At 67.8% G+C, this 22,561-nt stretch carries 20 protein-coding genes and 1 pseudogene; 5 read left to right on the top strand and 16 right to left on the bottom strand.

Annotated elements, in window-relative coordinates:
• From PHQ87_RS05685 to PHQ87_RS05660, 6 genes are all read right to left on the bottom strand, one after another.
• A partial coding sequence (locus PHQ87_RS05685; protein WP_300231978.1) for an ABC transporter ATP-binding protein occupies positions 1-302 on the bottom strand: 302 nt, incomplete at its 3' end.
• Positions 302-910 carry a general secretion pathway protein GspB gene (locus PHQ87_RS05680; protein WP_300231977.1) on the bottom strand — a complete coding sequence of 203 codons (609 nt, stop codon included), beginning with the start codon at positions 908-910 and terminating at the stop codon, positions 302-304. The genes PHQ87_RS05685 and PHQ87_RS05680, both read right to left, overlap by 1 nt.
• Before the next feature lie 2 nt (positions 911-912).
• Positions 913-2,571, bottom strand: a complete 1,659-nt coding sequence (locus tag PHQ87_RS05675; RefSeq protein WP_300231976.1) for an AAA family ATPase — start codon at positions 2,569-2,571, stop codon at positions 913-915.
• Positions 2,572-2,653: 82 nt separating this feature from the next.
• On the bottom strand, positions 2,654-3,226 hold the full coding sequence (locus PHQ87_RS05670) for a polymer-forming cytoskeletal protein (RefSeq protein ID WP_300231974.1): 573 nt from the start codon (positions 3,224-3,226) through the stop codon (positions 2,654-2,656).
• A gap of 147 nt (positions 3,227-3,373) precedes the next feature.
• Entirely contained in the window at positions 3,374-4,456 is a 1,083-nt protein-coding gene (locus PHQ87_RS05665; protein ID WP_300231980.1) for an ATP-dependent 6-phosphofructokinase, read from the bottom strand.
• Positions 4,457-4,691: 235 nt separating this feature from the next.
• Entirely contained in the window at positions 4,692-5,597 is a 906-nt protein-coding gene (locus PHQ87_RS05660) for a crotonase/enoyl-CoA hydratase family protein (protein ID WP_300231972.1), read from the bottom strand.
• A 205-nt stretch (positions 5,598-5,802) separates the two neighbouring features.
• Between PHQ87_RS05660 and PHQ87_RS05655 the strand changes: the two genes are divergently transcribed.
• Complete coding sequence (locus PHQ87_RS05655) at positions 5,803-8,208, top strand: YgiQ family radical SAM protein (protein ID WP_300231970.1); 2,406 nt, start codon at positions 5,803-5,805, stop codon at positions 8,206-8,208.
• Positions 8,209-8,303: 95 nt separating this feature from the next.
• Positions 8,304-9,371 (top strand): AI-2E family transporter, encoded by a 1,068-nt coding sequence (locus PHQ87_RS05650; RefSeq protein ID WP_300231969.1) that lies wholly within the window; start codon positions 8,304-8,306, stop codon positions 9,369-9,371.
• Positions 9,372-9,382: 11 nt separating this feature from the next.
• Here the strand turns inward: PHQ87_RS05650 and PHQ87_RS05645 are convergent, their stop codons facing one another.
• Entirely contained in the window at positions 9,383-10,297 is a 915-nt protein-coding gene (locus PHQ87_RS05645) for a CaiB/BaiF CoA-transferase family protein (RefSeq protein WP_300231968.1), read from the bottom strand.
• Between the two features lie 147 nt (positions 10,298-10,444).
• Positions 10,445-11,629 (bottom strand): 4-hydroxybenzoate 3-monooxygenase, encoded by a 1,185-nt coding sequence (pobA, locus tag PHQ87_RS05640; protein WP_300231967.1) that lies wholly within the window; start codon positions 11,627-11,629, stop codon positions 10,445-10,447.
• A 169-nt stretch (positions 11,630-11,798) separates the two neighbouring features.
• Between pobA and PHQ87_RS05635 the strand changes: the two genes are divergently transcribed.
• A complete protein-coding gene (locus tag PHQ87_RS05635) occupies positions 11,799-12,611 on the top strand; it encodes an IclR family transcriptional regulator C-terminal domain-containing protein (RefSeq protein WP_300231965.1) in 813 nt (270 codons plus the stop codon).
• Between the two features lie 5 nt (positions 12,612-12,616).
• Here the strand turns inward: PHQ87_RS05635 and PHQ87_RS05630 are convergent, their stop codons facing one another.
• From PHQ87_RS05630 to PHQ87_RS05600, 7 genes are all read right to left on the bottom strand, one after another.
• On the bottom strand, positions 12,617-13,333 hold the full coding sequence (locus PHQ87_RS05630; protein WP_300231964.1) for an ABC transporter ATP-binding protein: 717 nt from the start codon (positions 13,331-13,333) through the stop codon (positions 12,617-12,619).
• 2 nt (positions 13,334-13,335) lie between these two features.
• On the bottom strand, positions 13,336-14,100 hold the full coding sequence (locus PHQ87_RS05625) for an ABC transporter ATP-binding protein (protein ID WP_300231963.1): 765 nt from the start codon (positions 14,098-14,100) through the stop codon (positions 13,336-13,338).
• Complete coding sequence (locus PHQ87_RS05620) at positions 14,097-15,098, bottom strand: branched-chain amino acid ABC transporter permease (RefSeq protein ID WP_300231961.1); 1,002 nt, start codon at positions 15,096-15,098, stop codon at positions 14,097-14,099. Before PHQ87_RS05620 ends, PHQ87_RS05625 begins: the two co-directional genes overlap by 4 nt.
• Before the next feature lie 12 nt (positions 15,099-15,110).
• Positions 15,111-15,974, bottom strand: coding sequence for a branched-chain amino acid ABC transporter permease (locus PHQ87_RS05615; protein ID WP_300231960.1), 864 nt, complete (start codon positions 15,972-15,974; stop codon positions 15,111-15,113).
• Positions 15,975-16,061: 87 nt separating this feature from the next.
• The gene (locus tag PHQ87_RS05610) at positions 16,062-17,249 is read right to left on the bottom strand and encodes an ABC transporter substrate-binding protein (RefSeq protein WP_300231958.1); all 1,188 of its coding nucleotides are present in this window, start codon (positions 17,247-17,249) and stop codon (positions 16,062-16,064) included.
• 239 nt (positions 17,250-17,488) lie between these two features.
• A complete protein-coding gene (locus tag PHQ87_RS05605; RefSeq protein WP_300231956.1) occupies positions 17,489-18,712 on the bottom strand; it encodes a DUF1343 domain-containing protein in 1,224 nt (407 codons plus the stop codon).
• Positions 18,709-19,293, bottom strand: coding sequence for a DOMON-like domain-containing protein (locus tag PHQ87_RS05600; RefSeq protein WP_300231955.1), 585 nt, complete (start codon positions 19,291-19,293; stop codon positions 18,709-18,711). Before PHQ87_RS05600 ends, PHQ87_RS05605 begins: the two co-directional genes overlap by 4 nt.
• Positions 19,294-19,622: 329 nt before the next feature.
• Between PHQ87_RS05600 and ppk1 the strand changes: the two genes are divergently transcribed.
• On the top strand, positions 19,623-21,731 hold the full coding sequence (gene ppk1 / locus PHQ87_RS05595) for a polyphosphate kinase 1 (protein WP_300231954.1): 2,109 nt from the start codon (positions 19,623-19,625) through the stop codon (positions 21,729-21,731).
• Between the two features lie 33 nt (positions 21,732-21,764).
• Positions 21,765-22,247, top strand: a complete 483-nt coding sequence (locus tag PHQ87_RS05590) for a histidine phosphatase family protein (RefSeq protein WP_300231953.1) — start codon at positions 21,765-21,767, stop codon at positions 22,245-22,247.
• A 33-nt stretch (positions 22,248-22,280) separates the two neighbouring features.
• On the opposite strand, the pseudogene PHQ87_RS05585 reads toward PHQ87_RS05590, so the two are convergent.
• Positions 22,281-22,561 (bottom strand): annotated as a pseudogene (locus tag PHQ87_RS05585) (exopolyphosphatase); the annotation flags it as partial.

Genomic DNA, 22,561 nt, shown 5'->3' with positions numbered 1-22,561 from the left:
GGCAGATCGGCCAGGTAGTGATCCAGCACCACGGCCTCGAAGGCGTCGGTGCGCGGGTCGGTCCAGGCGACCGCGGCGGCCAGTGCCCGGGGTGCCGCCGGCCGGCCATGGAGCTCGATGCGGCCGCTGTCGGGGGCCAGTTCGCCCGCCAGCAGGCGCAGCAGCGTCGTTTTGCCACTGCCCTCATCGCCGACGATCGCCCAAAGGCCCGGTGCGAGTTCGAGGTTCAGTGCGGACCACAGCGGCGGCTGGCCGGGCCAGCCGAAGCGCAGTGCGTACGTGGAGAGGATGGGGTGTGACATCAATGGTTGAGATTGAAGCGCCGACCGCCCTCGTTGAAGATGGCGCTGCGCGGTCCGATGGCTTCCAGGGTCAGGCCGGGGCGCACGAGCTGGCCCTCCCGCACCACCTGGCCGTTGATGATGAGCATGCGGTGCTCGGGGTTGTCGGAGTAGGTCGCGCCAGACACCTCCAGCTCCCTGGCCAGGGTCGCTGGCGCGGGTGCGACCGCTGGGGGGGGCGCCGCGGCGGGGCGTGTCGCCGGGGCGGGCGCGGGTGCGAGGATGGGGGCCGATGACTGAAAGGGCAGGCCGGCCACCATGGCCTGCGGCACGGCGGGTTCGCCGGAGGGGGCCGGTGTGGGCCCGTCGGCGGGCAGCGTGGCGGGCGGCTGGGCTGTGGTGGTTGCCTGGCTGGTGGTGGCGGCGGGAGCCCGGTCGGCCTTCCACCAGATGCCCAGCAGCACGGCGGCCAGGCCCATGCCCAGCAGCGCGAACCCGGCCGGGCCCAGGCGTCGCCGGGGGGCGGCGGAAGAGACCGTTTCCCAGGGGGTTGGTGGCACCAGTGTGGGTACCTGGCCACGTTGGCGCTCGGCGGCGGCCTTTTGCAGGGCATCGAGGATGTAGGACATGGTCAGGGTGCGTCGCCGTCGGCGTTGGCGGGCAGGGAGGCGGTGAGCAGCCGGGGCTCGTCCACGCCGGTGGCCTGGTTCAGTTGCATCAGCGTCATGGGGCCGGCATGGCGGTGTTGCTCGACTCCGGTGGCGGCCTGAAAGGCATTGAGCCGCTCCTCGTAGGTCCGTGCGGCGGCGCTGATCCGGCCCTGGCGCTGCAACTGCCGCAGGTGGGCATCGATCCAGGCCTGCTGGTCGGGGTCACGCGCTTCGGTGATGCGCGTGGCAGTGCCGGGTGGTGTGCGCCACAGCGTGGCATAGCCCCCGGCCCAGATGGCTGCCAATGCCGGTGCAGGTACCTGCCAGCGCTGTGCTTCGTGGCTGAGCAGGTAGTGTCCGTCTTCGGTCTGTGCGATGAGCAGCGCGTGTTGTGCTGGCTGGCCCGGCAGATGCAGGGTCAGGATGGCTGGCCGGTTCAGCCGGCGCAGGCCGCCCAGCGTCATGCGTGATGTGCGGAAGCATTGCAGGCCCCGTGTCTGGGCCTGTGCACAGGGATCCTCGGCGTCCTCCAGGTCGATGCCCCAGAGACGGGCCAGTGCCTGCCAGGCGGGTGCCTCCTGGGGCCACAGGGTGGCGGTGTGCAATGCCTGGGGTCCGGCCGGCTCCGGGGCGTCGGCGGCCGTGGCCGGTGCCTGGTCGGTGGGGGTCAGCGTTGCCGGGGTGTGCGGCACCGGCGCGGTCGCGGCGGCGGCCGGGCCCTGGCGCGCCTGCCACCAGGCGCCGGCCGCCGCCGCCGCGCCCAGGGCCAGCACCCCGGCCATGCCCCAGGGCAGCCAGCGCCGCCAGCCGGCGGCGGGCCGATGGCCGAACACCTCGCGGGCGGCATGGTCCACCATGCGGGTGTCGATGCGGTGCTGCTGTCGGCCGTAGGCTCCCAGCAGTACCCGGTCGCACAGCAGGTTGATGCGGCGCGGCACGCCAGCGCTGCGGCGATGAATGCGCCTGAGCACCCGCTCGCTCATGGGCCAGGGCCCCTGCCACCCGGCGACCGACAGGCGATGCCGGATGTAGGCCAGGGTGTCGGCCTCGCTCAGGGCTTGCAGGTGGTATCGTGCCACGATGCGCTGCGAGAGAGGTTCGAGCGCCGGCTGTGCCAGCAGGTCGCGCAGTTCGGGCTGGCCGATCAGTACGATCTGCAACAGTTTTCGCTCGGTTGTTTCCAGATTGGTGAGCAGACGGAGCTGCTCCAGCACGTCGGCTGCGAGGTTCTGCGCTTCGTCGATGACCAGCACCGCCTGGCGACCTTGCGCGTGCAACCCGAGCAGGAAGGCGTTGAGCGGGTCGATATGCGCCTTGATCGTGGCCGGGCCCGCGTCGGTGGTACGCACCGGTACCCCGAACTCATCGCAGATCACCCGCAGCAGCTCGGTGACGGACAGCTTGGGATTGAAGATGTAGGCCACCTGGCAGGTGTCGGGTGCCTGCGCCAGGAAGCAGCGGAACACGGTGGTCTTGCCGGTGCCGACTTCGCCCGTCAGCAGCACGACGCCGCCGCTGCCCTGCAAGCCGTACAGCAGATGCGCGAGCGCTTCGCGGTGGCGCTCGCTCAGGTAGAGGTAGTGCGGGTCCGGGGCGATCGAGAACGGATCGGCCCGGAGGCCGAAAAAACCGGCATACATGGCGCAAGCATACCGGGTCCCGTGCCGGACAAGCGGTCCACGCCCCGCGCGGTGGCGGGGCGCGGTGGACGGGTGGCCAGGCTCAGTCGGCCAGTGCCACGGCCGGCGTGGGCGAAGGGGTGCTGGTGGGGCTTGCCGCGCTGCGGGCGCTGGTGGTGGACGGCTGGGCCGATGCCGAGGAGCACTCGATGTCGCCCGAGAGCTGCCCGCCTTCCTCGATCACCACCTTGCCATAGCGGATCTTGCCCGTGACGCGGCCGGTGGCGTGGATGACCAGTTTCTGGCGCACCGTCAGGTTGCCTTCGAAAACGCCGCGGATCTCGGCAATGTCGATCTCGGCCGAGCCCTTGAAGGCGCCTTGTTCGGCAATCTGGATCACGCGTGAATCCATCGTTGCCTCGACCAGCCCTTCGACCACCAGCGTGTCGCAGTCGGTGATCTCCACGCCCTTGAGCTTGATGTTCGGCCCGACGGTGAGCTTGCTGCCGCCGCTGTCGCTCGATGCCGGGCTGGTACTGGCGGGTGCGGCCACCGGTGCGGCAGCCGGCGACGCGGGGGATACCACGCTGGCGCTGCCGTAGCGCTGGGCGCCCAGGGGCGGGGTGGCGGTTTTTTGGACGGGTTCGGATTCGCGTTTGCCAAAGTGCAGTGCCATGCCTTCTCCTTGATCAGATGACTCACGTAACAGGAGCGCCCATGCTAGGCTGCGGCGTGATTACATTCTGGACGGTTCCGTAAGAGCGGTAACGATGTGAACCCCGGCGGGCTGGCGGTGACGTGCCCCGGCCCGCCGCCGGCCGCCTCAGTCACCCAGGCAGATACCCAGGTCGCGCGCGGTTTGCACGGTGTCGCTGTCCAGCGGCACGCTCTTCATGCGGCCGGCCACTTCCTCGAGCGGCACGCAGTTCACGTCCGGATAGCCCAGGGCCACCATCACGCCGCTGCGGCCCTCGGCGAGCGCACGCACGGCCGCCGTGCCGAAGCGCAGCGAGGCCAGGCGGTCGAACGAGGTCGGGCTGCCGCCGCGCAGCAGGTGACCCAGCACGACGGCGCGGGCATCCTTGCCGGTGCGCTCGCCCAGCGCCCTGGCCACCTGCTCGCCGATGCCGCCAAGCCGCTCGGCGTGGCCGGCATTGCCGGACTCCAGCACCACGCGCTGGCCGTCGCGCGGGGCGGCCCCTTCGGCCACGACCACGATCGAGTACATGCGCCCCAGCAGGTCACGGTGGCGGATCTTGGCCACCACCTTGTCCAGGTCGAACGGGATCTCGGGCAGCAGGATGGCGTGTGCGCCGCCGGCAATGCCCGCGTGCAGGGCGATCCAGCCTGCGTAGCGGCCCATCACCTCCACCACCATCACGCGCTGGTGGCTTTCGGCGGTGCTGTGCAGGCGGTCGATGCAGTCGGTGGCGAACTCCACCGCGGTGTCGAAACCGAAGGTGGTGAAGGTCTTGTCGAGGTCGTTGTCGATGGTCTTGGGCACCCCCACCACACGCAGGCCCTTCTTGTGCAGCTCGTGCGCAATGGCCAGGGATCCGTCGCCACCCACGGCCACCAGCGCGTCCAGGCCCTGGCGCGCGAAGTAGTCGATGATGTCGTCGCTGCGGTCGATGTGCCGCACCGAACCATCGGCCTGTGGCAGCGGGAAGTGCAGCGGGTTGCCCTTGTTGGTGGTGCCCAGCATCGTGCCACCCAGGTGCGCGATGCCGCGAACCCGGTCCAGCGTCAGGCGGAACACGCCGCCCTCGGGATAGCGTTCGGGGTACAGGATGCCGTTGTAGCCGTCGCGGATGCCATAGCATTCCCAGCCCCTTTTGGCGGCAGTGAGTGTGACCGCGCGGATGACGGCATTGAGGCCGGGCGCGTCACCGCCACCGGTGCTGATGGCGATGCGGCGGATCGGTGCAGTGGAAGAAGAAACGGCGGAAGACAGAACAGTTCCCTTGTGGTGTTGTTGTGGTCGGTGGGGAAATCCCGGCGCGACGGTGCAGGCACCCGCCGCAGGCGCCGCACAGTATCCGCAACGCTGCCGCCAGCGTCAACCGTGGCATGGTGCCGACCCGAGGGGCTGCAGGCGGAACAAATGAAGGGGGATCGGCCTGCCCAAGCCCCGGCCGACCTCAACGGCCGGATGAGTGCTGCTCCATGTCCCGGATCAGCGCACGTGCCTCGTCCCCCTCGGGGATCGGTTTTCCGCTGTCGCGCCATTGCACCGCATCCTTGAAGCCGTGTGTCTGGGCATGGCGGCGGAACCACAGGCCCTCGGGGTTGTGGCGGGTGATGCCGTCGAACACGGTGGCCATCATCTGGCTCTGCTCCAGCCCCATGGTCAGCAGCACCTGGTTGACCACCATCTTGTGCATGGCCAGGTGCGAGGAGGGCACGCCGGCGATGCGTGTGGCCAGCTTCAGCACGGTTTCGTCGAGCTGGTGGGCGGGCACCGCCTGGTTGGCCAGCCCCCATTCGGCGGCCGTGCGGCCGTCGATCACGTCGCCGGTGAACATGAGCTGCTTGGCGCGTGTGGGGCCCAGGCGGTAGGTCCACATGGCGGTGGTGGGGCAGCCCCAGACCCGCGTGGGCATGTAGCCGATGCGGGCGTCCTCGGCCATCACCAGCAGGTCGCAGCACAGGGCGATGTCGCTGCCGCCGGCCACGGCGGCGCCGTGCACCTGGGCGATGGTCGGCTTGGCGCTGCGCCACAGGCTCATGAAGTGCTCGGTGTTGCGCTTCATGTAGGCGTAGTCCACCATCGGGTCCCAGGGCCAGGATTCCTGCTGGCAGGGATGCTCGATGTGCTGGCTGGCGGTGTCGGCCAGGTCGTAGCCGCCGCAGAAGCCCTTGCCACTGCCCTCGACCACGATGACGTGGATGGATGGCTCGGCGTTGGCCCATTCGAGGGCGGCGCGGATTTCGCCGGGCATGTCGTCGTTGATGGCGTTGAGCCGCTCGGGCCGGTTCAGGCGCAGCCGGGCGATGCGCGGGTTGCGGGGGTCGGGGCCGATGACGAGGGTGCTGAATTCGGGCATGGGGTCTCCTGAAAGGGTCTGGTCGGGCACTCTGGGGTGCGTGCCGCCCAGCCTAGCGCAGCAGGGCGGGTGGGGCTGACCCGCAGGTGACGGGTCGCGCCCGTGGCGGCTCCGTCCGTCCGCCGGGAAGTCCCAAAGCAGCACGGGTTGGGGCAAAAGGCCTACACTGGACGGTTACCCCAACCCACGAGAGCCCCAGGCGTCCATGAACGCACCCATCGACGTGTCCTTTTTTGCGCGCAGCGCCAAGCCGCTCATGAGCTACCGGCCCTACTGGGCCAAGCGCTTCGGCACGGCGCCGTTCCTGCCGATGAGCCGCGCTGAGATGGAGCAGCTCGGCTGGGACAGCTGCGACGTCATTCTGGTCACGGGCGACGCCTACGTGGACCACCCGAGCTTCGGCATGGCCGTGATCGGCCGCGTGCTGGAGGCGCAGGGCTTCCGGGTAGGCATCATCGCCCAGCCCGACTGGACGAGCGCCGAGGCCTTCAAGGCCCTGGGCAAGCCCAACCTGTTCTGGGGCGTGACGGCGGGGAACATGGATTCCATGATCAACCGGTACACCGCCGACCGGAAGATCCGCAGCGACGATGCCTACACCCCCGGTGACGTGGGCGGCAAGCGGCCCGACCGCGCCGCCATCGTCTACAGCCAGCGCTGCCGCGAGGCCTACAAGGACACCCCCATCATCCTGGGCGGCATCGAGGGCAGCCTGCGCCGCATCGCACACTACGACTACTGGAGCGACAAGGTGCGCCGCTCCATCGTGGTGGACAGCAAGTGCGACCTGCTGCTGTACGGCAATGCCGAGCGCGCGCTGGTCGAGGTGGCGCACCGGCTGGCGCGGCGCGAGCCGGTCGACAGCATCACCGACGTGCGCGGCACCGCCTTCGTGCGGCGGCCGGGCGATCCTTCGGCCGAGGGCTGGTTCGAGATCGACTCGACCGCGGTCGACACCCCCGGCCGTGTGGACACGCACATCAACCCCTACCAGACAACCAGCGAGCAGGCGCAGGCCCAGGGGCAAAGCTGCGCCATGGAAACGGGGGAGGGCAAGGGGTCTGTTGCCAGCGACACGAAACCGGTGCAGTTCGTGCCCAACCCTGCGCTGCGCGGGCACCGCACTTTGCCACCGCGCGACCGCTCGGTGATCCGCCTGCCCAGCTACGAGCAGGTCAAGAGTGACCCGGTGCTCTATGCCCATGCCAACCGCGTGCTGCACCTGGAGACCAACCCCGGCAACGCGCGGGCGCTGGTGCAGGCGCATGGCGAGGGCACCGCGGCCCGCGACGTGTGGATCAACACGCCACCCATCCCGCTGACCACGGCCGAGATGGACTGGGTCTTCGGCCTGCCGTATGCCCGCAGTCCGCACCCGGCCTATGCCGACGACAACGGCAGCCACGAGGGCGCGACCAAGATCCCGGCGTGGGAGATGATCCGCACCTCGGTCAACATCATGCGCGGCTGCTTTGGCGGCTGCACCTTCTGCTCGATCACCGAGCATGAGGGCCGGATCATCCAGAGTCGCTCCGAAGACTCGATCATCCAGGAGATCGAGGACATCCGCGACAAGGTCAAGGGCTTCACCGGCACGATTTCCGATCTGGGCGGGCCTACGGCCAACATGTACCGGCTCGGCTGCAGGAGCCCCGAGATCGAGGCCGCGTGCCGCAAGCCCAGCTGTGTTTTCCCGGGCATCTGCCAGAACCTGAACACCAACCACGATCCGTTGATCCGGATCTACCGTCGCGCCCGCGCGCTCAAGGGCATCAAGAAGGTGCTGATCGGCTCCGGCCTGCGCTACGACCTGGCCGTGCAGTCGCCCGAGTACGTCAGGGAGCTGGTGCAACACCACGTCGGCGGCTACCTCAAGATCGCGCCCGAGCACACCGAGCAGGGGCCGCTGTCGAAGATGATGAAGCCCGGCATCGGTACCTATGACCGCTTCAAGACGATGTTCGAGAAGTACAGCGAGGAGGTGGGCAAGAAGCAGTACCTCATCCCGTACTTCATTGCCGCGCACCCGGGCACCAGCGACGAGGACATGCTGAACCTGGCCATCTGGCTCAAGAAGAATGGTTTCCGTGCCGACCAGGTCCAGGCCTTCTACCCCAGCCCGATGGCCACGGCCACGGCCATGTACCACACGGGGCTGAATCCGCTCAAGGGCATCCACCGCGACGAGCGTGGCGAGAAGGTGGACATCGTGCGCGGCGAGCGGCGCCGGCGCCTGCACAAGGCCTTCCTGCGCTACCACGATCCCAACAACTGGCCGCTGCTGCGCGAGGCGCTCAAGGCCATGGGCCGCGCCGACCTGATCGGCAACGGCAAGCAGCACCTGGTGCCGACCTTCCAGCCAATGACGGACGGCAGTTACCAGAGCGCGCGCCGGAAGAACAGCACGGGCTTCAAGGGCGGCGGTACGGGCCTGGGCTACACGATCAACAAGGACGGCAAGGCGGTCGCGTTGCGCATCCGTCCGCAGGAGCCGCAGGAACCCAGGGGCGACGTGCGCTTTCGCACCAGTGAACCGAAGCCGGGCCGCGTGCTGGCCCAGCACACGGGGCTGCCGCCGCGGGCCGGGGTGAAGAAGGGGCGCGGGCGGTAAGGTGGCCAGCCAGGATGGCGGCCCTTGTTGAGGGCGGCACGGAAATTGGTTCGCGTCGCCCGAGCGAGGCCACGGGTACGTGTCAAAATGAATCCATGCGGCCAGTACTTCGCGCTCCGTTCATTACCCGCACCCTGCTGTTGCTGCTGTTGCTGGCGGGTGTCTATTTCTTCCGTGGCTTTCTCGTTCCCGTTCTCGCGGCCCTGATCATCGGCTTTGCGAGCTGGCCGCTCTATCACAAGGTGGTGGCGCGCTGCCATGGCAACACCACGCTGGCGGCGTCGCTGGCGATCCTGGTGGTGTTGCTGGTGCTGGTAGTGCCGCTGTCGGTCGCCCTGCATTTCGCCATCGGTGAAGCCAGCGGCTTCGTGCGCTGGCTGATCGAGGCCAACCGCAGTGGCGCGCCCGTGCCCAAGTGGGTCGAAGCCCTGCCCCTGGTGGGCGAACAGCTCGCAGCCTACTGGCGCGATCACCTGGGCGAGCCGCATGCCCTGGGCGAATGGATCCAGCTGCTCAGCGGCCAGCACCTGGGCAACATCTACCGCATGGCACTGACGGCCACGGGGGACCTGTTCGGCCTGTTGCTGCTCGTGCTGTTCATGTTGATCACGCTGTTCTTCGTTTACAAGGACGGTGCGCGCATCGCGGCTCAGATCGACCTCGTCGGTGAACACCTGCTGACCGAGCGCTGGCAGCGTTTCTCGCGCGTGGTGCCGGCGACGGTGAGTGCCACCGTCACGGGCATGGGGCTGATCGCCATGGGGGAGGGGGTGGTGCTGGGCATTGCCTACTGGATTGCGGGTGTGCCATCACCCGTGCTGCTGGGCGTGGTCACCGGTTTCATGGCAATGATTCCGGGCGGTGCGCCGCTGTCGTTCACGCTGGTGTCGCTGTACCTGGTGGGGTCGGGTCACGCCATGGCTGGTGCGGCCTTGTTCGCCTGGGGCTCGGTCGAGCTGTTTATCGTCGACAAGACACTGCGGCCCCGTCTGGTGGGCGGGCCGGTGAAGCTGCCCTTCCTGCCCACGTTCTTCGGCCTGGTCGGTGGCGTCAAGACCATGGGCTTGGTGGGCCTGTTCATTGGGCCTGTGCTGATGGCGCTGCTGGTGGCCATCTGGCGCGAGTGGCTGCAGTCGCTGAAGGATCAGCGCAACCAGCTCTGAAGCGGTTGGCGTCAGGCCAGGGTGTGCAGCGGGATGTCGTGCTTCGCGGCCAGGCGGTCCAGTTGCGCGCGTGTCTTGCCCGCGAGGAAGGCGGCAATCGCCTCATGGGTGGCCGGCCTGAACATGGTGGCTGCATCCGGTGTGCCCAGACCCGCGACATCGCAGAGCGCGGTCGCGAAATGCGGCTCCAGTGCGGCCACAGCCACGCGGCCATTGCGGCACGGATAGACGCGGTAGCCCGCATGGGCGCCCCCGACGGGGCCGGCGGGCATCGTCAGTCCCCAGGTGCGGGGCAGGGCGAGCCAGGCGGCGGCCTCTGACAGTGCCATCTCCTGGAAGACGCCCTTGCCGCGACGCTGGCACCCGATGACCGCCTGCAGCGCCGCCTCGCTGGCCATCAGGGCACCGGCCATGTCGGCGAACAATGTCGCGGGCAGTTCCGTGCCGGTGATCAGCCCGGCGTCGGCCAGGTAGGTCAGGTCGTGGCCGGGTTCTTCTGCGCGCTCGCCCGGGGCACCCACGATGGCTACCACCGACAGTTGCGGCCAGGCCTTGTGCAAAGCCTTCCAGCCCAGACCGAGCTTGCGCAGGGCGGACGGGCGAAAGGAGGTCAGCAGCACGTCGGTGCGCGCCAGCTCCTTGTGCAGCCGGGCCTGGCCCTGCTCGCTCTTGAGGTCGATGGTGACGGTCTTGATGCCCTCGTGCAGCGTGGTGTAGGCCTCGGGGCTGTACTGGCCCATGGGGTCGCCGCTGGTGCCGGCGGGCGCGCCCTTGGGGGCGGGCGGCTCGGCTTTCACGCAGGTCGCGCCCATGGCCCTCAGGCGCATGAGGGCGGCAGGCCCTGGCAGGTTCAGCGCCAGGCTCAGGACGCGAATGCCCCGCAGGGGTTTGATGGCTTTGGTCAGGGGGGGTGCGGAAGTGGCCATGGGATGCGCAATTGACGTATACGTCAACCACTATAGCCCAAGGGCGATGCCACGACCGGCGTGCAGGTGACAACCCGGTTCGTGCGGGGCCGGGCGAAAAAAAGCCGCCGGCACCCCGAGGTGGGGCCGGCGGCATGGCGGGGTTGCTTACTGACCGAAGTCCAGCGGCAGGCCGACGTAGTTTTCGGCCATGGTGCGGGAGCCGGCCTCGGAGTTGATCAGGTAGTCCAGCTCGGCGCGCTGGAACTTGCCGACGATCTCGCCGTCATCCGGGAACTTGTGCATCAACTGGGTGAACCACCACGAGAAGCGCTCGGCACGCCAGATGCGCTTGAGGGCCAGCTCGGAGTAGCGGTCGATGCCGGCCTCGGACTTCTCCTCGTAGTACTCGCGGATGCCGTTGAACAGGTACTTCACATCGGTGGCGGCCAGGTTCAGGCCCTTGGCGCCCGTGGGCGGCACGATGTGGCCCGCATCGCCGGCCAGGAACATACGGCCGAAACGCAGCGGCTCGGTCACGAAACTGCGCAGCGGGGCGATGCTCTTTTCGATGCTGGGACCGGTGACCAGCTTTGCGTTGGCTTCGTCGTCCAGGCGCAGGCGCAACTCCTGCCAGAAGGCTTCGTCGGTCCATTCTTCGATCTTGTCGGTCAGCGGCACCTGCAGGTAGTAGCGGCTGCGGGTCTGGCTGCGCTGCGAGCACAGTGCGAAGCCGCGCGGGCTGTTCACGTAGATCAGTTCGTCGTGCACTGGCGGCGTGTCCGACAGCAGGCCCAGCCAGCCGAACGGGTAGACCTTCTCGAACTCCTTGATGGCGCTGCGCGGGGCGCTGGCGCGGCACACACCGTGGAAGCCGTCACAGCCGGCGATGAAGTCGCACTCGATGGTGTGCGTCTGGCCGTCCTTTTCATAGGTGACGCGCGGGTTCTGGGTGTCGAAGTCGTGCACCTGCACGTTCAGGGCTTCGTACACGGTGGGCAGGCCGGCAGCAGCGCGTGCTTCCATCAGGTCGCGCGTCAGTTCGGTCTGGCCATAGACCATCACGTTCTTGCCGCCCGTGAGCTTGTTCATGTCGATGCGGTGGCGCTGACCGTCCACCAGCAGCTCGAAGCCGCCGTGGACCAGGCCTTCGCGGTGCATACGCTCGCCCACACCTGCCTCGTCCATGAGGTCGATGCAGACCTGCTCGAGAACGCCGGCCCGGATGCGGCCCAGCACGTATTCGCCGGACTGACGTTCGAGGATGATGGCGTCGATGCCTGCCTTGTGCAGCAGTTGACCGAGCAGAAGGCCGGATGGGCCCGCGCCGATGATGGCGACCTGGGTACGCATGTGGGTGTCTCCTGAGAAAGAAGCAGGTGGCTGGATGTCCTGCCTGAGCCGTGCTCCCGAGCATAGGGTGAGAGCGCGCACAGCTCAAGGCAGGCTTGCAGGTGTTGCGCGGTCTTCGGCGTGTTTGCGCGATAATCGCGCAATCTTCGATTGTCCTGTGCCACTTGCCATGCATGCCACTCCGCGTCGACCGGCACCGGCCGCGCTTCGCTCCACGACCATCGCCAAGGCGGATTTCATCGAAGGCATGGCCAAAGGCATGGCCGTGCTGGAGAGTTTCGACACCGAGCGCCAGCGGCTGAATGCCACGCAGGCGGCCGAGCGCGCCGGCCTGACCCGTGCCGCTGCGCGACGCCACCTGCTCACGCTGGCGCACCTGGGCTACCTGGACACCGATGGCACGCATTACTGGCTGTCCCCCAAGGTGCTGCGGTTCTCGGGCAGCTACCTGGCCTCGGCGCGGCTGCCACGCCTGCTGCAGCCGACGCTCAACCGCCTGGCGGTGCAGACGCGTGAATCGTTCTCGGCGGTGGTGCTCGATGGTCATGAAGTGGTGATCGTGGCGCGCAGTGCGGCTGTCGGCGGTCAGCGGCTGATGGCTTACGGCCTGCACCTGGGGGCACGCCTGCCGGCACATGCCACGTCCACCGGACGGGTGCTGCTGGCGGCCATGCCGCGCAGCGAGCTTTCGGCCTGGCTCAAGGGGCGTGATCTGCCCAAGCTCACGCCGCTGACCACCACCGACCACAAGGCCCTGCGCGCCGTCATCGATCAGGTGCGCACCGATGACTACGCCGTGGCCAGCGAGGAGCACGAGAGGGGTGTGCATGCACTGGCGGTGCCGTTGCGCGACATGCGCGGGCGCACCGTGGCGGCGCTCAATGTGGTGGCCTCACCCGAGCGCCTGGCGCCGGAGGTGATGCGCCACGACCTGCTGCCGCTGCTGCTCGATGCCGCGCGCGAGCTCCGGCCCTTGCTGTAGGGTCGTCAGACGCCGAGGTACTGCTCCAGCAGGTGCGGCCGCGACAGCAGCTCCTCCGAGCTGCCTTCGAACACCACCTCGCCCTTGACGAGGATGACGTTGCGGTCGGTGATCTGGGTGACCTGCTTCCAGGCCTTGTCCACGATCACGCTGCTGATGCCGCTTTCACGGATCAGGCCGCAGATGCGCCAGATCTCGCGCGCGATCAGCGGTGCCAGGCCCTCGGTGGCTTCGTCCAGGATGAGCACGTCGGGGTTGGTCATGAGCGCACGGCCGATGGTCAGCATCTGCTGCTCGCCGCCCGAGAGTTGCTGACCACCATGGTTCAGGCGCTCGGCCAGGCGCGGGAAGGTGTCCAGGACCCGCTCGTAGGTCCAGTCGCGCTGGCCGCGCGTGCCGGGGCGCGCGGCCATGACGAGGTTTTCCTTCACGCTCAGGTTGCCGAAAATGCCGCGCCCCTCGGGAACGTAGGCAATGCCCAGCCGTGCCACGGCATAGGGGCTCGCGCCGGTCATGGGATGGCCCTTGATGAGCACGCCGCCACCACTGGGTTTGACGATGCCCATGATGGACTTGAGCAGGGTGGTCTTGCCCATGCCGTTGCGACCCATCAGGCCGATGGTCTGTCCCTGGCCGACGACGAAATCGACGCCGCGCAGGATGTGGCTCTGCCCGTAGTGGGTGTGCAGGCCGTGGGCACTGATCAGAGTTGTTTCGGGCATGTTCAGTGTTCCTCACCCAGGTAGGCCGCCTGGACCATCGGGTCGGCACGCACGTGCTCGGGTGTGCCACTGGCGATCACCTGGCCGTTGACCATCACGGTGAGCTGGTCGGCCAGCGCGAACACGGCGTCCATGTCGTGCTCGACCAGCATCATGGCGTGGTCTTTCTTGAGCTTGAGCAGCAGATCGACCATGCGCTCGGCCTCGGCCTGGCCCATGCCGGCCAGCGGCTCGTCGAGCAGCAGCACGGTGGGTTCGGTGGCCAGCGTCATCGCGATTTCGAGCTGGCGCTGCTCGCCGTGGCTGATGGTGGCCGCGACGGTATCCCGGCGGTGCGTCAGCCCGGCCAGTTCGATGGCGCGTTCGCAACGCTCGTTCACCTGCGCCAGGCCGTCCGCGCGCGAGAACCAGCGCAGCGGATTCCAGGGCGAGAAGCGCTCGCACGACTGCGAGGCCAGGCGCACGTTGTCCCAGACCGTGAAAGGCAGGAAGATGTTGGTCTTCTGGTAGCTGCGACCCAGGCCCAGGCGCGAGATCGATTCGGGCGAACTGCCGGCGGTCTCCTGCCCGTTGAGGGTGATCGAGCCCGAGGTGGGCGGCAGGTCGCCCGAGAGCAGGTTGGTCAGGGTGGACTTGCCGGCGCCATTGGGTCCGATGACGGCGTGCAGCCGGTCGCGGATCAGGTCAACCGAAACGTCGTTGACGGCGGCCAGGCCGCCGAAGCGCTTGGTCAGGCCGCGCGCGCTCAGCAGGGGTTCTTCGTTCATTCCGAAGCCTCCGTCGTGTCCTTGCGGCCGCGGCCCAGCAGCGATTCGCCCAGACCCAGCAGGCCACGCGGGGCCACGATGACCACCAGCAGGATGAAGCCGCCCATGAGCAGTTGCCAGTGCTTGGTCAGGTCCTTGAAGAAGTGCATCACGTACTCGAACGCGAACGCACCCACGATGGCGCCGGCGAAGTTGCCCATGCCGCCGAGGATGACCATCATGATCGCGTGTGCGCTCATGTGGAAGCCCATCAGCTCGGGGTTGACGAAACCGGTCTGCGCGGCCCACAGATACCCGGCCAGGCCGGCCAGGGCACCGGCCAGGGTGAAGGCGGCCAGCTTGTAATTGAAGGTGCCGTAGCCGACCGCGCGCAGGCGGTGCTCGTTCACGCGGATGCCGGTGAGCACGCGGCCGAAGGGCGAGAACAGCACCCGGCGCAGGAACAGGTACACCGCCACCAGCAGCACCAGTGTGAAGTAGTAGAAGCTGGTCTTGTTTTCCAGATCGAGGCCGACGGCGGTGGCGTCGGGGCGGAAGTACACGTAGATGCCGTCGGAGCCACCCAGCGCCTTGTTGTCGAAGAACAGGAAGTACACCATCTGCGCGAACGCCATGGTGACCATGATGAAGTAGATGCCCTTGGTGCGCACCACCAGGAAACCGATGACCAGGGCGGCCACGGCGGCGGCCAGCACGGCCGCCGGCAGGCTCCACCACAGGGCCATGGGGGCGTCCTGTGGCGTGAGGAAGGCCAGCGCGTAGCCGGCGATGCCGAAGAACGCCGCGTGGCCCAGCGACACCAGGCCGGTGACACCCTGCAGCAGATCCAGGCTCATCGCGAAGATGGCCAGGATCATCATCTGCGTGAGCATCTGCAGGTAGAAGTCGGTGCCTTCGATGGGCACCAGCGGGAAGGCCGCCAGCGCGACGGCGCCGATGACCAGCATGGCCTGCATGCTGCGCGGCAGGCGCTCAAGGGTGGCTGTGGGGGAACTCATGGGGTAGGGCGATCAGTGCTTGAAAAGACCTTCGGGCTTGTAGAGCAGCACGATGGCCATGAGCATGTAAACGGCCATGCCGGCGATCTGGGGCACCAGCACCTTGCCGAAGGTATCCACCAGGCCCACGAGCAGCGCCGCCACCAGCGCGCCGCGCACCGAGCCGATGCCGCCGATCACCACCACCACGAAGCACATGATGAGCACCGAGCTGCCCATGCCCGGGTAGACGCTGGAAATCGGTGCGGCGATCATGCCGGCGATGGCCGCCAGGCCGACGCCAAGGGCGAACACCACACCGTGGATCAGCCGGATGTTGATGCCCAGCGATTCGGTCATTTCGCGGTTGAAGGCACCGGCGCGGATCTTCATGCCCAGGCGCGTCCTGTTGATCAGCAGGTACAGGCCGATGGCCAGCAGGATGCAGACGCCCGACATCACCAGGCGGTAGACCGGGTACGAGAGCGTGTCGGTCAGCGGGATCGACCAGTTCAGCAGCTCGGGCACCTGCACGGCGTGCACATCGTCGCCCCAGAAGATCGAGCGTACCTCCTCAAAGATGTAGATCAGGCCGAAGGTCAGCAGCACCTGGTCGAGGTGATCGCGATGGTAGAAGAAGCGGAACAGCGCCCACTCAAGCAGCCAGCCGAAGGCCACGGCCAGCGCCGTGCCGACGACGATCGCCAGCAGCAGGCTGTCGAGCTGGGCGGTGAAGAACCACGCCAGGTAGGCGCCCAGCATGTAGAAGCTGCCGTGCGCGAGGTTGACGACGCCCATGATGCCGAAAATCAGCGTCAGGCCGGCGGCCAGCATGAACAGCAACAGCCCGTACTGCAGGCTGTTGAGCAACTGGATGAGGAAATTGGCGAAGTCCATGAATCGGTGGGGCGGGGCGCAGCCGGCTGGCGGCGCGGCAGAGACTGCACGCGCCGCAGGCGGCCACTGGCGAAGCAGGGGGCAGGGTCAGGCCATGCGGCAGCCGGTGGCCGGATCGGCCACGGCCTTCTGGGCAATGCCGATCACCTTGTTTTCCTTGTTCTCGACGCGGCGCAGGTACATGTCCTGCACCGGGTTGTGCGCCTTGCTCATGGTCCACCGGCCGCGCGGGCTGTCGATGGTGGCGCCTTCCATGGCGGCGTACAGCGCCTTCTTGTTGGACAGGTCACCCTTGACCGCGTTGGCGCCCTGCACCAGCAGCAGGCCGGTGTCGTAGCCCTGCACGGCGTACACGTCGGGCTGCATCTTGAAGGCCTTGGCGTACTCGAGGCGGAACTGGTTGTCACGCGGGGTGTTGAGCGAATCGCCGTAGTGCATGGTGGTCAGCACGCCGTTGGCGGCATCGCCGGCGGCGTCCAGCACGCCCTCGGTCAGGAAGCCCGAGCCGTACAGCTGGATGGTCTTGTTCAGGCCCGCGGCGGCATAGTCGCGCATGAACTTGGCCGCGCCGCCGCCAGCGAAGAAGCAGGCCACGGCATCGGGCTTGAGGGCGGCGATCTCGGTCAGCAGGGCCTGGAACTCGACGTTGGGGAAGGGCAGACCCAGCTTCTTGACGATGGTGCCGCCCGCCTCGGTGTAGCTCTTTTCGAAGCCTTCGAAGGCCTCGTCGCCGGCGGCGTAGTTCCAGGTGATCCAGACGGCCTTCTTGTGGCCGCGGTCCACCATGGTCTTGCCCAGCGCCAGCGTGGGCTGGGAGTTGGTGAACGAGGTGCGGAACACGTTGGGCGCGCACTGCTGGCGGGTGGCGATGTGCACGCCGGCGTTCGGGATCAGGTTGAGCACGCCCGATTCGCGCGCCACTTTGTGAATGCCCATCTGCACGCCCGAGTGCACGGTGCCGATCAGCACGTCGACCTTGTCGCGCTGCACCAGGCGGGTGGCGTTCTCGATGCCCTTGGCGGGGTTGGACTCGTCGTCCACCTTGAAGAACTCGACCTCGCGGCCACCGAGCTTGCCACCCTGTTCGTTCAGGGCCATGCGGACGCCGTTCTCGATGGCCACGCCCAGCTGGGCAAACGTGCCGGTGTACGGCAGCATGAAGCCCACACGGATCTTGTCGGATTGCGCGCGAACGATCTGCGGCAGCAGCAGACCGGAGGACGCGGCACCGATGACGGCGGCACTGCGGGTCAGAACGAGGCGGCGGGTGGTCATGGTTTGTCTCCAGAGGGTTGAGGTGGATCAGGCCACTGTAGGCGCGTCACTCGGGTGCTGGCGATCCTGAATTACCCGTACTTCAAATATGAATTGTTCAGATTTGAATGAAAATCGACCTGGATGCGGGTAGCCCGGAAGCCTGTCTCGGGGGGTGACGTAATGCTCTATAGTGCATCGCTGATGCTGCACTATAGTGCATATTTCCCGTGTGGTGATTAGGGACAAACCCTTGCCGCTCAGGGCGCGGTGCCGTACAGGAGGAAGGGCCGTCGGGACTCGATCCAGGCCGCCTCGTCGGGCCGGGTGATGGCTTCAAGATCGGCCGCCTGGCTGTGTGGATCGTCGACCCATTCACGCAGGGCGGGGCCGCCATTGATGAGATCGATGGCCAGGCGGTCGTGCTCGTATTCGTAGGGAAAGTCGCGCCAGAGCGGGTAGTCCGGCCGTTGCCGGCGCAGGGCCTTGAAGGCCAGGGCCTGCAGGCGCCAGGGCCGGAAGGCCTCGTGGTCGTAGTGGGCCGGGTCTTCCACGTGGATCTGCACACCCGCGCACAGTTGCCCGGCGTGCTTGTGGAAGGTGGGCTCGAACCAGCATTCGCGCAGCACGCAGCCGCGCAACCAGTCAGGCGCGAGCCCGTGCATGTCGACCAGCAGCCGGCGCGTGTCGATGTCGGGCGCGCCGAACAGCTCCAGCGGACGCGTGGTGCCGCGCCCTTCGGACAGCGTGGTGCCCTCCAGCATCACGGTGCCCGCGTAGGCCCGTGCCATCGACAGGCTGGCCGCATTGGGGCTGGGGTTGACCCAGCTGCGCTCGCCCGCCGGCCAGCCGAATCCGGGGCCGATCCCGGGTTGCCAGCCGGCCATGGTGATCACCCGGAACTCGAGCGACAGACCCAGGTGCTGGATGAACCACTGGCCCAGTTCGCCCATGGTCATGCCGTGGCGCATGGGCATGGGGCCGGCGCCGACGAAGCTCTCCCAGCCCGCGCGCAGCGTGAGGCCCTCGACGGGGCGGCCGGCGGGGTTGGGGCGGTCCAGCACCCAGACGGCCTTGCCGTGGCGCGCCGCGGCTTCGAGCACGTAGCGCAGTGTGGTGATGAAGGTGTAGATGCGGCAGCCCAGGTCCTGCAGGTCGACCAGCAGCACGTCGAAGCTGTCCATCATGGCGTCGGTCGGGCGGCGTACCTGGCCGTACAGGCTGAACACCGGGATGCCCAGCCGCGGGTCGGTGAAGTCGGGCGACTCGACCATGTTGTCCTGCTTGTCGCCGCGCAGGCCGTGCTGGGGGCCGAAGGCGGCGCTCAGGCGCACGTCGGGCAGCGCCGCCAGCGCGTCCAGCGCGTGCGTGAGGTCGCGCGTGACCGAGGCCGGATGGGCCAGCAGGGCGACGCGGCGGCCGGCCAGCGGGGCACGCAGGGCGGGGTCCTGGAGGAAGCGTTCGAGGCCGAGTTGCAGCGTCATGGCGATGAAATATCGGGCGCGGCGGGCAGGGGGCGCCAGCCGGCGGGGTCGTGGAAATCGGGGTGGATGCCGGGGTGAGCCAGCGCCCAGTACGAAAGGCGGCCGTCCTGGTGTTCGAGCACGGCGCTCAGGCCGACCCGCCAGGTGCCCGCAGGTTGCAGCACACTGGCCGGCAGCCGGGCACACAGCCGCAGGTGACCGGGGTTGCTGCGCCAGAGCACCTCGGGGATGAGCACGGACGGATCGGGCGCTGCGTCGGGGGTGCGCCGGGCGGCGAAGCGGTAGTCGGCCCACTGGCCACTCGGGGAGAAGTTGAATTCGCGGTAGGCGCCGCCGTCCTGGCCGCCGACAAAGGCCTCGAAACAAGTGTGGCGCCACAGGCCGTCCGCCGGGCCGGGGGGCATGGGCGCGGGCAGGCGAAGATTGGCCAGATCGCCCGTGAGCGCGTAGTCCAGCCGCAGCCCGGCGCACCTATCGGGCGTCAGCGCCACGGACAGGGTGAATGCGGGTCGCCAGGGCGAGGCCGCATGTGGGACCAGAGACCAGGGCGTGGGGGTGAAAAAAACGGGCGGCGGGTTCACGGCTGCGTATTCTCGCAGGGGCCGCCGCCTCGCGCCCGCGACGCCCGGCACAGGCAGGCGCCGGTGCACCTGTTCGATGACTGTTGCGAGCACCTGCTGGTGCGCGAGCGTGCCGGCCTGGGACCCGGTCTTCAACGTGGCCGATCTGCCGGCACGCTACCGGCGGCATTTCCTGGGCTTGTGAGGCAATGGCCGCGCATGCGCGTGCGTGCTGACATGGTGAAGTGGGATGGTTGTGTGCGGCCTGTCACGCGTTCGTCATGAATAAGACCGACAATGGTCACAGAGTAACCCGTGCCTTCGACAGCGGGCATCAGACCGCGACGACGATGACCAGACGCCCTGCAACAGCGCGCAAGGTGGTGACGCCTGCGCCGATCACATTCCTGGACCGGGACCACAGTATCCTGGCGTTCAATGAGCGCGTGCTCGACTGGGCGCGTCGGCCCGGTGTGCCCCTGCTGGAGCGTCTGCGCTACCTGGCTATCGTCTCGTCCAACCTCGACGAGTTCTTCGAGGTCCGCATGGCGCCGCAGGTGGGCGCCATGCACGCCAATGAGCAGCGCGGCCCGTGTACGGTCGCCACCTACCGCAGTCTGTCCGAGAAGGTGCACCAACTGGTGGCCGAGCAGTACACCATCTTCAACGAGCAGTTGCTGCCGCAGATGGAAAAGCGGGGTATCCGCATCGTCACCCATGCCGAGCGCAGCCCGGCACAGCGACGGGCGGTGCGCGAGTTCTTCGCGCGCGAGGTACAGCCGCTGCTGATGCCGGTGGGGCTCGATCCGGCGCACCCGTTCCCGCAGGTGGCCAACAAGACGCTCAACTTCATCGTGCGCCTGACGGGCAAGGACGCCTTCGGGCGCGAGAACGAGATCGCCATCGTCAAGGTGCCCCGCGCGCTGCCCCGCTATGTGCGCCTGCCCGTGGCCAGGCGTTCGAAGCAGCAGCACTTCGTCTCGATTTCCAGCCTCATCCGCTCGCACCTGTCCGACCTGTTCCCGGGCCGGCAGGTGACGGAGTTCTCCCAGTTTCGCGTGACGCGCCACTCCGACCTGGCGGTGGACGAGGAGGAGGTCAAGAATCTGCGCACGGCGCTGCGCCTGGGCTTGCAGCAGCGCCACTATGGCGAGGCGCTGCGGCTGGAGGTGTCGGCCGGCTGCTCGCAGCACCTGTCGGAATTATTGCTGGCTCAGTTCGGTTTGCCTCAAGAGGCTCTGTACCGCGTGGCCGGGCCGGTGAATCTGGTGCGCCTGAACCAGCTGATCGACCAGATCGACATGCCCGCGCTGCGTTTTGAACGCTACAGACCGGGCTGGCCGGCGCAGCTGACGGCCGGGCAGTCCTTCTTCGAGCGGCTTCAGCAGGGCGATGTGCTGATCCACCAGCCGTACGAGAGTTTCGATGCTGTGCTGGCCTTCTTGCGCGAGGCGGTGGAGGACCCGGACGTGCTGGCGATCAAGCAGACCATCTACCGCACGGGTGCCAAATCCGAGCTGATGGCTTTGTTGCGCGAGGCGGTGCGCCGTGGCAAGGAAGTGACGGCGGTGGTCGAGCTGAAGGCGCGCTTCGACGAAGAGGAGAACATCAACTACGCCGAGCGCCTCGAATCGGTGGGTGCCCAGGTGGTTTACGGGGTGGTGGGCCTGAAGACGCACGCCAAGATGTTGCTGATCACGCGCCGCGAGGGCAAGGCCATGCGCCGCTATGCCCATCTGTCGACGGGCAACTACAACCCGGGCACCGCGCGCCTGTACACCGACCTGAGCCATCTGACCGCCGATGAGGCACTGACGGCCGATGTCGACCAGGTGTTCGTGCACCTGGCCAGCCAGAACCGGCTGCCCCGGCTGAGCCAGGCGTTGATCGCGCCGTTCCATCTGCACAAGGGCATGATCGAGCGGCTGGAGGCGGCTGCTCAGGCCGCGGCACGGGGCAAGAACGCGCGGGTGGTACTGAAGATGAACGCGCTGACCGACGAGGCCTTGTGCCGTGCACTGGCCCAGGCCTCGCAGGCGGGCGTGAAGATCGACGCCGTTGTGCGCGGCGCCTGCATTCTGCCGGCCGGTGTCCCGGGCGTGACCGACAACATCCAGGTGCGCTCGATCATCGGGCGCCTGCTGGAGCACTCGCGGGTGTTCTATTTCAAGATCGGCGAGCACGAGGAGCTGTGGCTGTCCAGTGCCGACTGGATGAACCGCAACATGCTGCGGCGCATCGAGCTGGCCTGGCCTGTCACCGACCCGTCATTGCGCCAGCGCATCATCGAAGAGTGTCTGGACATCTACCTGGCCGACAATCAGGATGCCTGGCTGCTGCAGCCGGACGGCCGCTACGTGCCGGCAGACCAGATGATCGCGAAACCCCGGGGCAGGAAAGGGCCCGAGCCGGTGTCGGCACAGTCGATGCTGATGGCGCGCCACGGCAGCAAAGGCTGATGTCACCTGGCGACGACAGACGAGGGCCGCACCATGGATCTCATCCTCTGGCGCCATGCACAGGCCCACGACCACCCCGATGGTCCGGCCGGCCGACAAGGCGACGACAAGGACCTGGCCCGGCCACTGACGTCCCGCGGCGAGAAGCAGGCTGTGCGCATGGCACGTTGGCTCGACCGGCAACTGCCGCAGGGCGCGCTCATCTTGTGCAGCCCGGCGGTGCGTGCCGAGCAGACGGCGCGGGCGCTGGGGCGCAAGCTGCACATCGTGCCGGCACTGGCGCCCGAGGCCGATGCACTGGCGGTGCTGGATCAGGTGCAGTGGCCGGTCGGCAAGTCACCCTGTGTGGTCGTGGCCCACCAGCCGACCCTGGGCCGGGTCATTGCGCGTCTGTTGAATCTGCCGGAGGACGCGTGCCCGGTCAGGAAGGGCACCGTTTGGTGGCTGCGCCAGCGCGAGCGCAATGGCCGAGTGCAGACCGTGCTGGTGTGCGTGCAAACGCCCGAGTTGCTCTGAGGGGCGCGCCTCGGCCAGGCCTGAGGCCGGTCTTCAGCGGATGTCGGCCGTCAGTTTCCAGTCCGTCTTCTGCCAGGCAGCCGCTTCCTCGGTCAGCAGCCACGCCGACTGGGGGTAGCGCTTGGCCCAGCCCGGTGCGGTTGTCAGATGGAAGATGCCGGACCGGTAGCTCAGTTGTACCGTTTCGTGCTCAGGCATCTGACGGGCGTGGCACAGCAGCACGGCCAAGCGCAGGCACAGGAGCTGTTTGGCGAACAGTTCCTCGCGCAGGGGGGACTCCATTTTCTTGAGCTTGCCGCGCTGGCCGAGCACCA

Origin of the sequence: Hydrogenophaga sp., from assembly GCF_028698005.1 — a bacterium.
Taxonomy (GTDB): Bacteria; Pseudomonadota; Gammaproteobacteria; order Burkholderiales; family Burkholderiaceae_C; genus Hydrogenophaga.
This window is presented reverse-complemented; position numbering and strand designations above follow the sequence as displayed.

What these genes read in the sequence shown, in the direction of transcription:
- PHQ87_RS05680 (WP_300231977.1), bottom strand. Translation starts at nt 910, where the DNA reads ATGTCCTACATCCTCGATGCCCTGCAAAAGGCCGCCGCCGAGCGCCAA.
- PHQ87_RS05675 (WP_300231976.1), bottom strand. Translation starts at nt 2,571, where the DNA reads ATGTATGCCGGTTTTTTCGGCCTCCGGGCCGATCCGTTCTCGATCGCC.
- PHQ87_RS05670 (WP_300231974.1), bottom strand. Translation starts at nt 3,226, where the DNA reads ATGGCACTGCACTTTGGCAAACGCGAATCCGAACCCGTCCAAAAAACC.
- PHQ87_RS05660 (WP_300231972.1), bottom strand. Translation starts at nt 5,597, where the DNA reads ATGCCCGAATTCAGCACCCTCGTCATCGGCCCCGACCCCCGCAACCCG.
- PHQ87_RS05655 (WP_300231970.1), top strand. Translation starts at nt 5,803, where the DNA reads ATGAACGCACCCATCGACGTGTCCTTTTTTGCGCGCAGCGCCAAGCCG.
- PHQ87_RS05650 (WP_300231969.1), top strand. Translation starts at nt 8,304, where the DNA reads ATGCGGCCAGTACTTCGCGCTCCGTTCATTACCCGCACCCTGCTGTTG.
- PHQ87_RS05645 (WP_300231968.1), bottom strand. Translation starts at nt 10,297, where the DNA reads ATGGCCACTTCCGCACCCCCCCTGACCAAAGCCATCAAACCCCTGCGG.
- pobA (WP_300231967.1), bottom strand. Translation starts at nt 11,629, where the DNA reads ATGCGTACCCAGGTCGCCATCATCGGCGCGGGCCCATCCGGCCTTCTG.
- PHQ87_RS05635 (WP_300231965.1), top strand. Translation starts at nt 11,799, where the DNA reads ATGCATGCCACTCCGCGTCGACCGGCACCGGCCGCGCTTCGCTCCACG.
- PHQ87_RS05630 (WP_300231964.1), bottom strand. Translation starts at nt 13,333, where the DNA reads ATGCCCGAAACAACTCTGATCAGTGCCCACGGCCTGCACACCCACTAC.
- PHQ87_RS05625 (WP_300231963.1), bottom strand. Translation starts at nt 14,100, where the DNA reads ATGAACGAAGAACCCCTGCTGAGCGCGCGCGGCCTGACCAAGCGCTTC.
- PHQ87_RS05620 (WP_300231961.1), bottom strand. Translation starts at nt 15,098, where the DNA reads ATGAGTTCCCCCACAGCCACCCTTGAGCGCCTGCCGCGCAGCATGCAG.
- PHQ87_RS05615 (WP_300231960.1), bottom strand. Translation starts at nt 15,974, where the DNA reads ATGGACTTCGCCAATTTCCTCATCCAGTTGCTCAACAGCCTGCAGTAC.
- PHQ87_RS05610 (WP_300231958.1), bottom strand. Translation starts at nt 17,249, where the DNA reads ATGACCACCCGCCGCCTCGTTCTGACCCGCAGTGCCGCCGTCATCGGT.
- PHQ87_RS05605 (WP_300231956.1), bottom strand. Translation starts at nt 18,712, where the DNA reads ATGACGCTGCAACTCGGCCTCGAACGCTTCCTCCAGGACCCCGCCCTG.
- ppk1 (WP_300231954.1), top strand. Translation starts at nt 19,623, where the DNA reads ATGACCAGACGCCCTGCAACAGCGCGCAAGGTGGTGACGCCTGCGCCG.
- PHQ87_RS05590 (WP_300231953.1), top strand. Translation starts at nt 21,765, where the DNA reads ATGGATCTCATCCTCTGGCGCCATGCACAGGCCCACGACCACCCCGAT.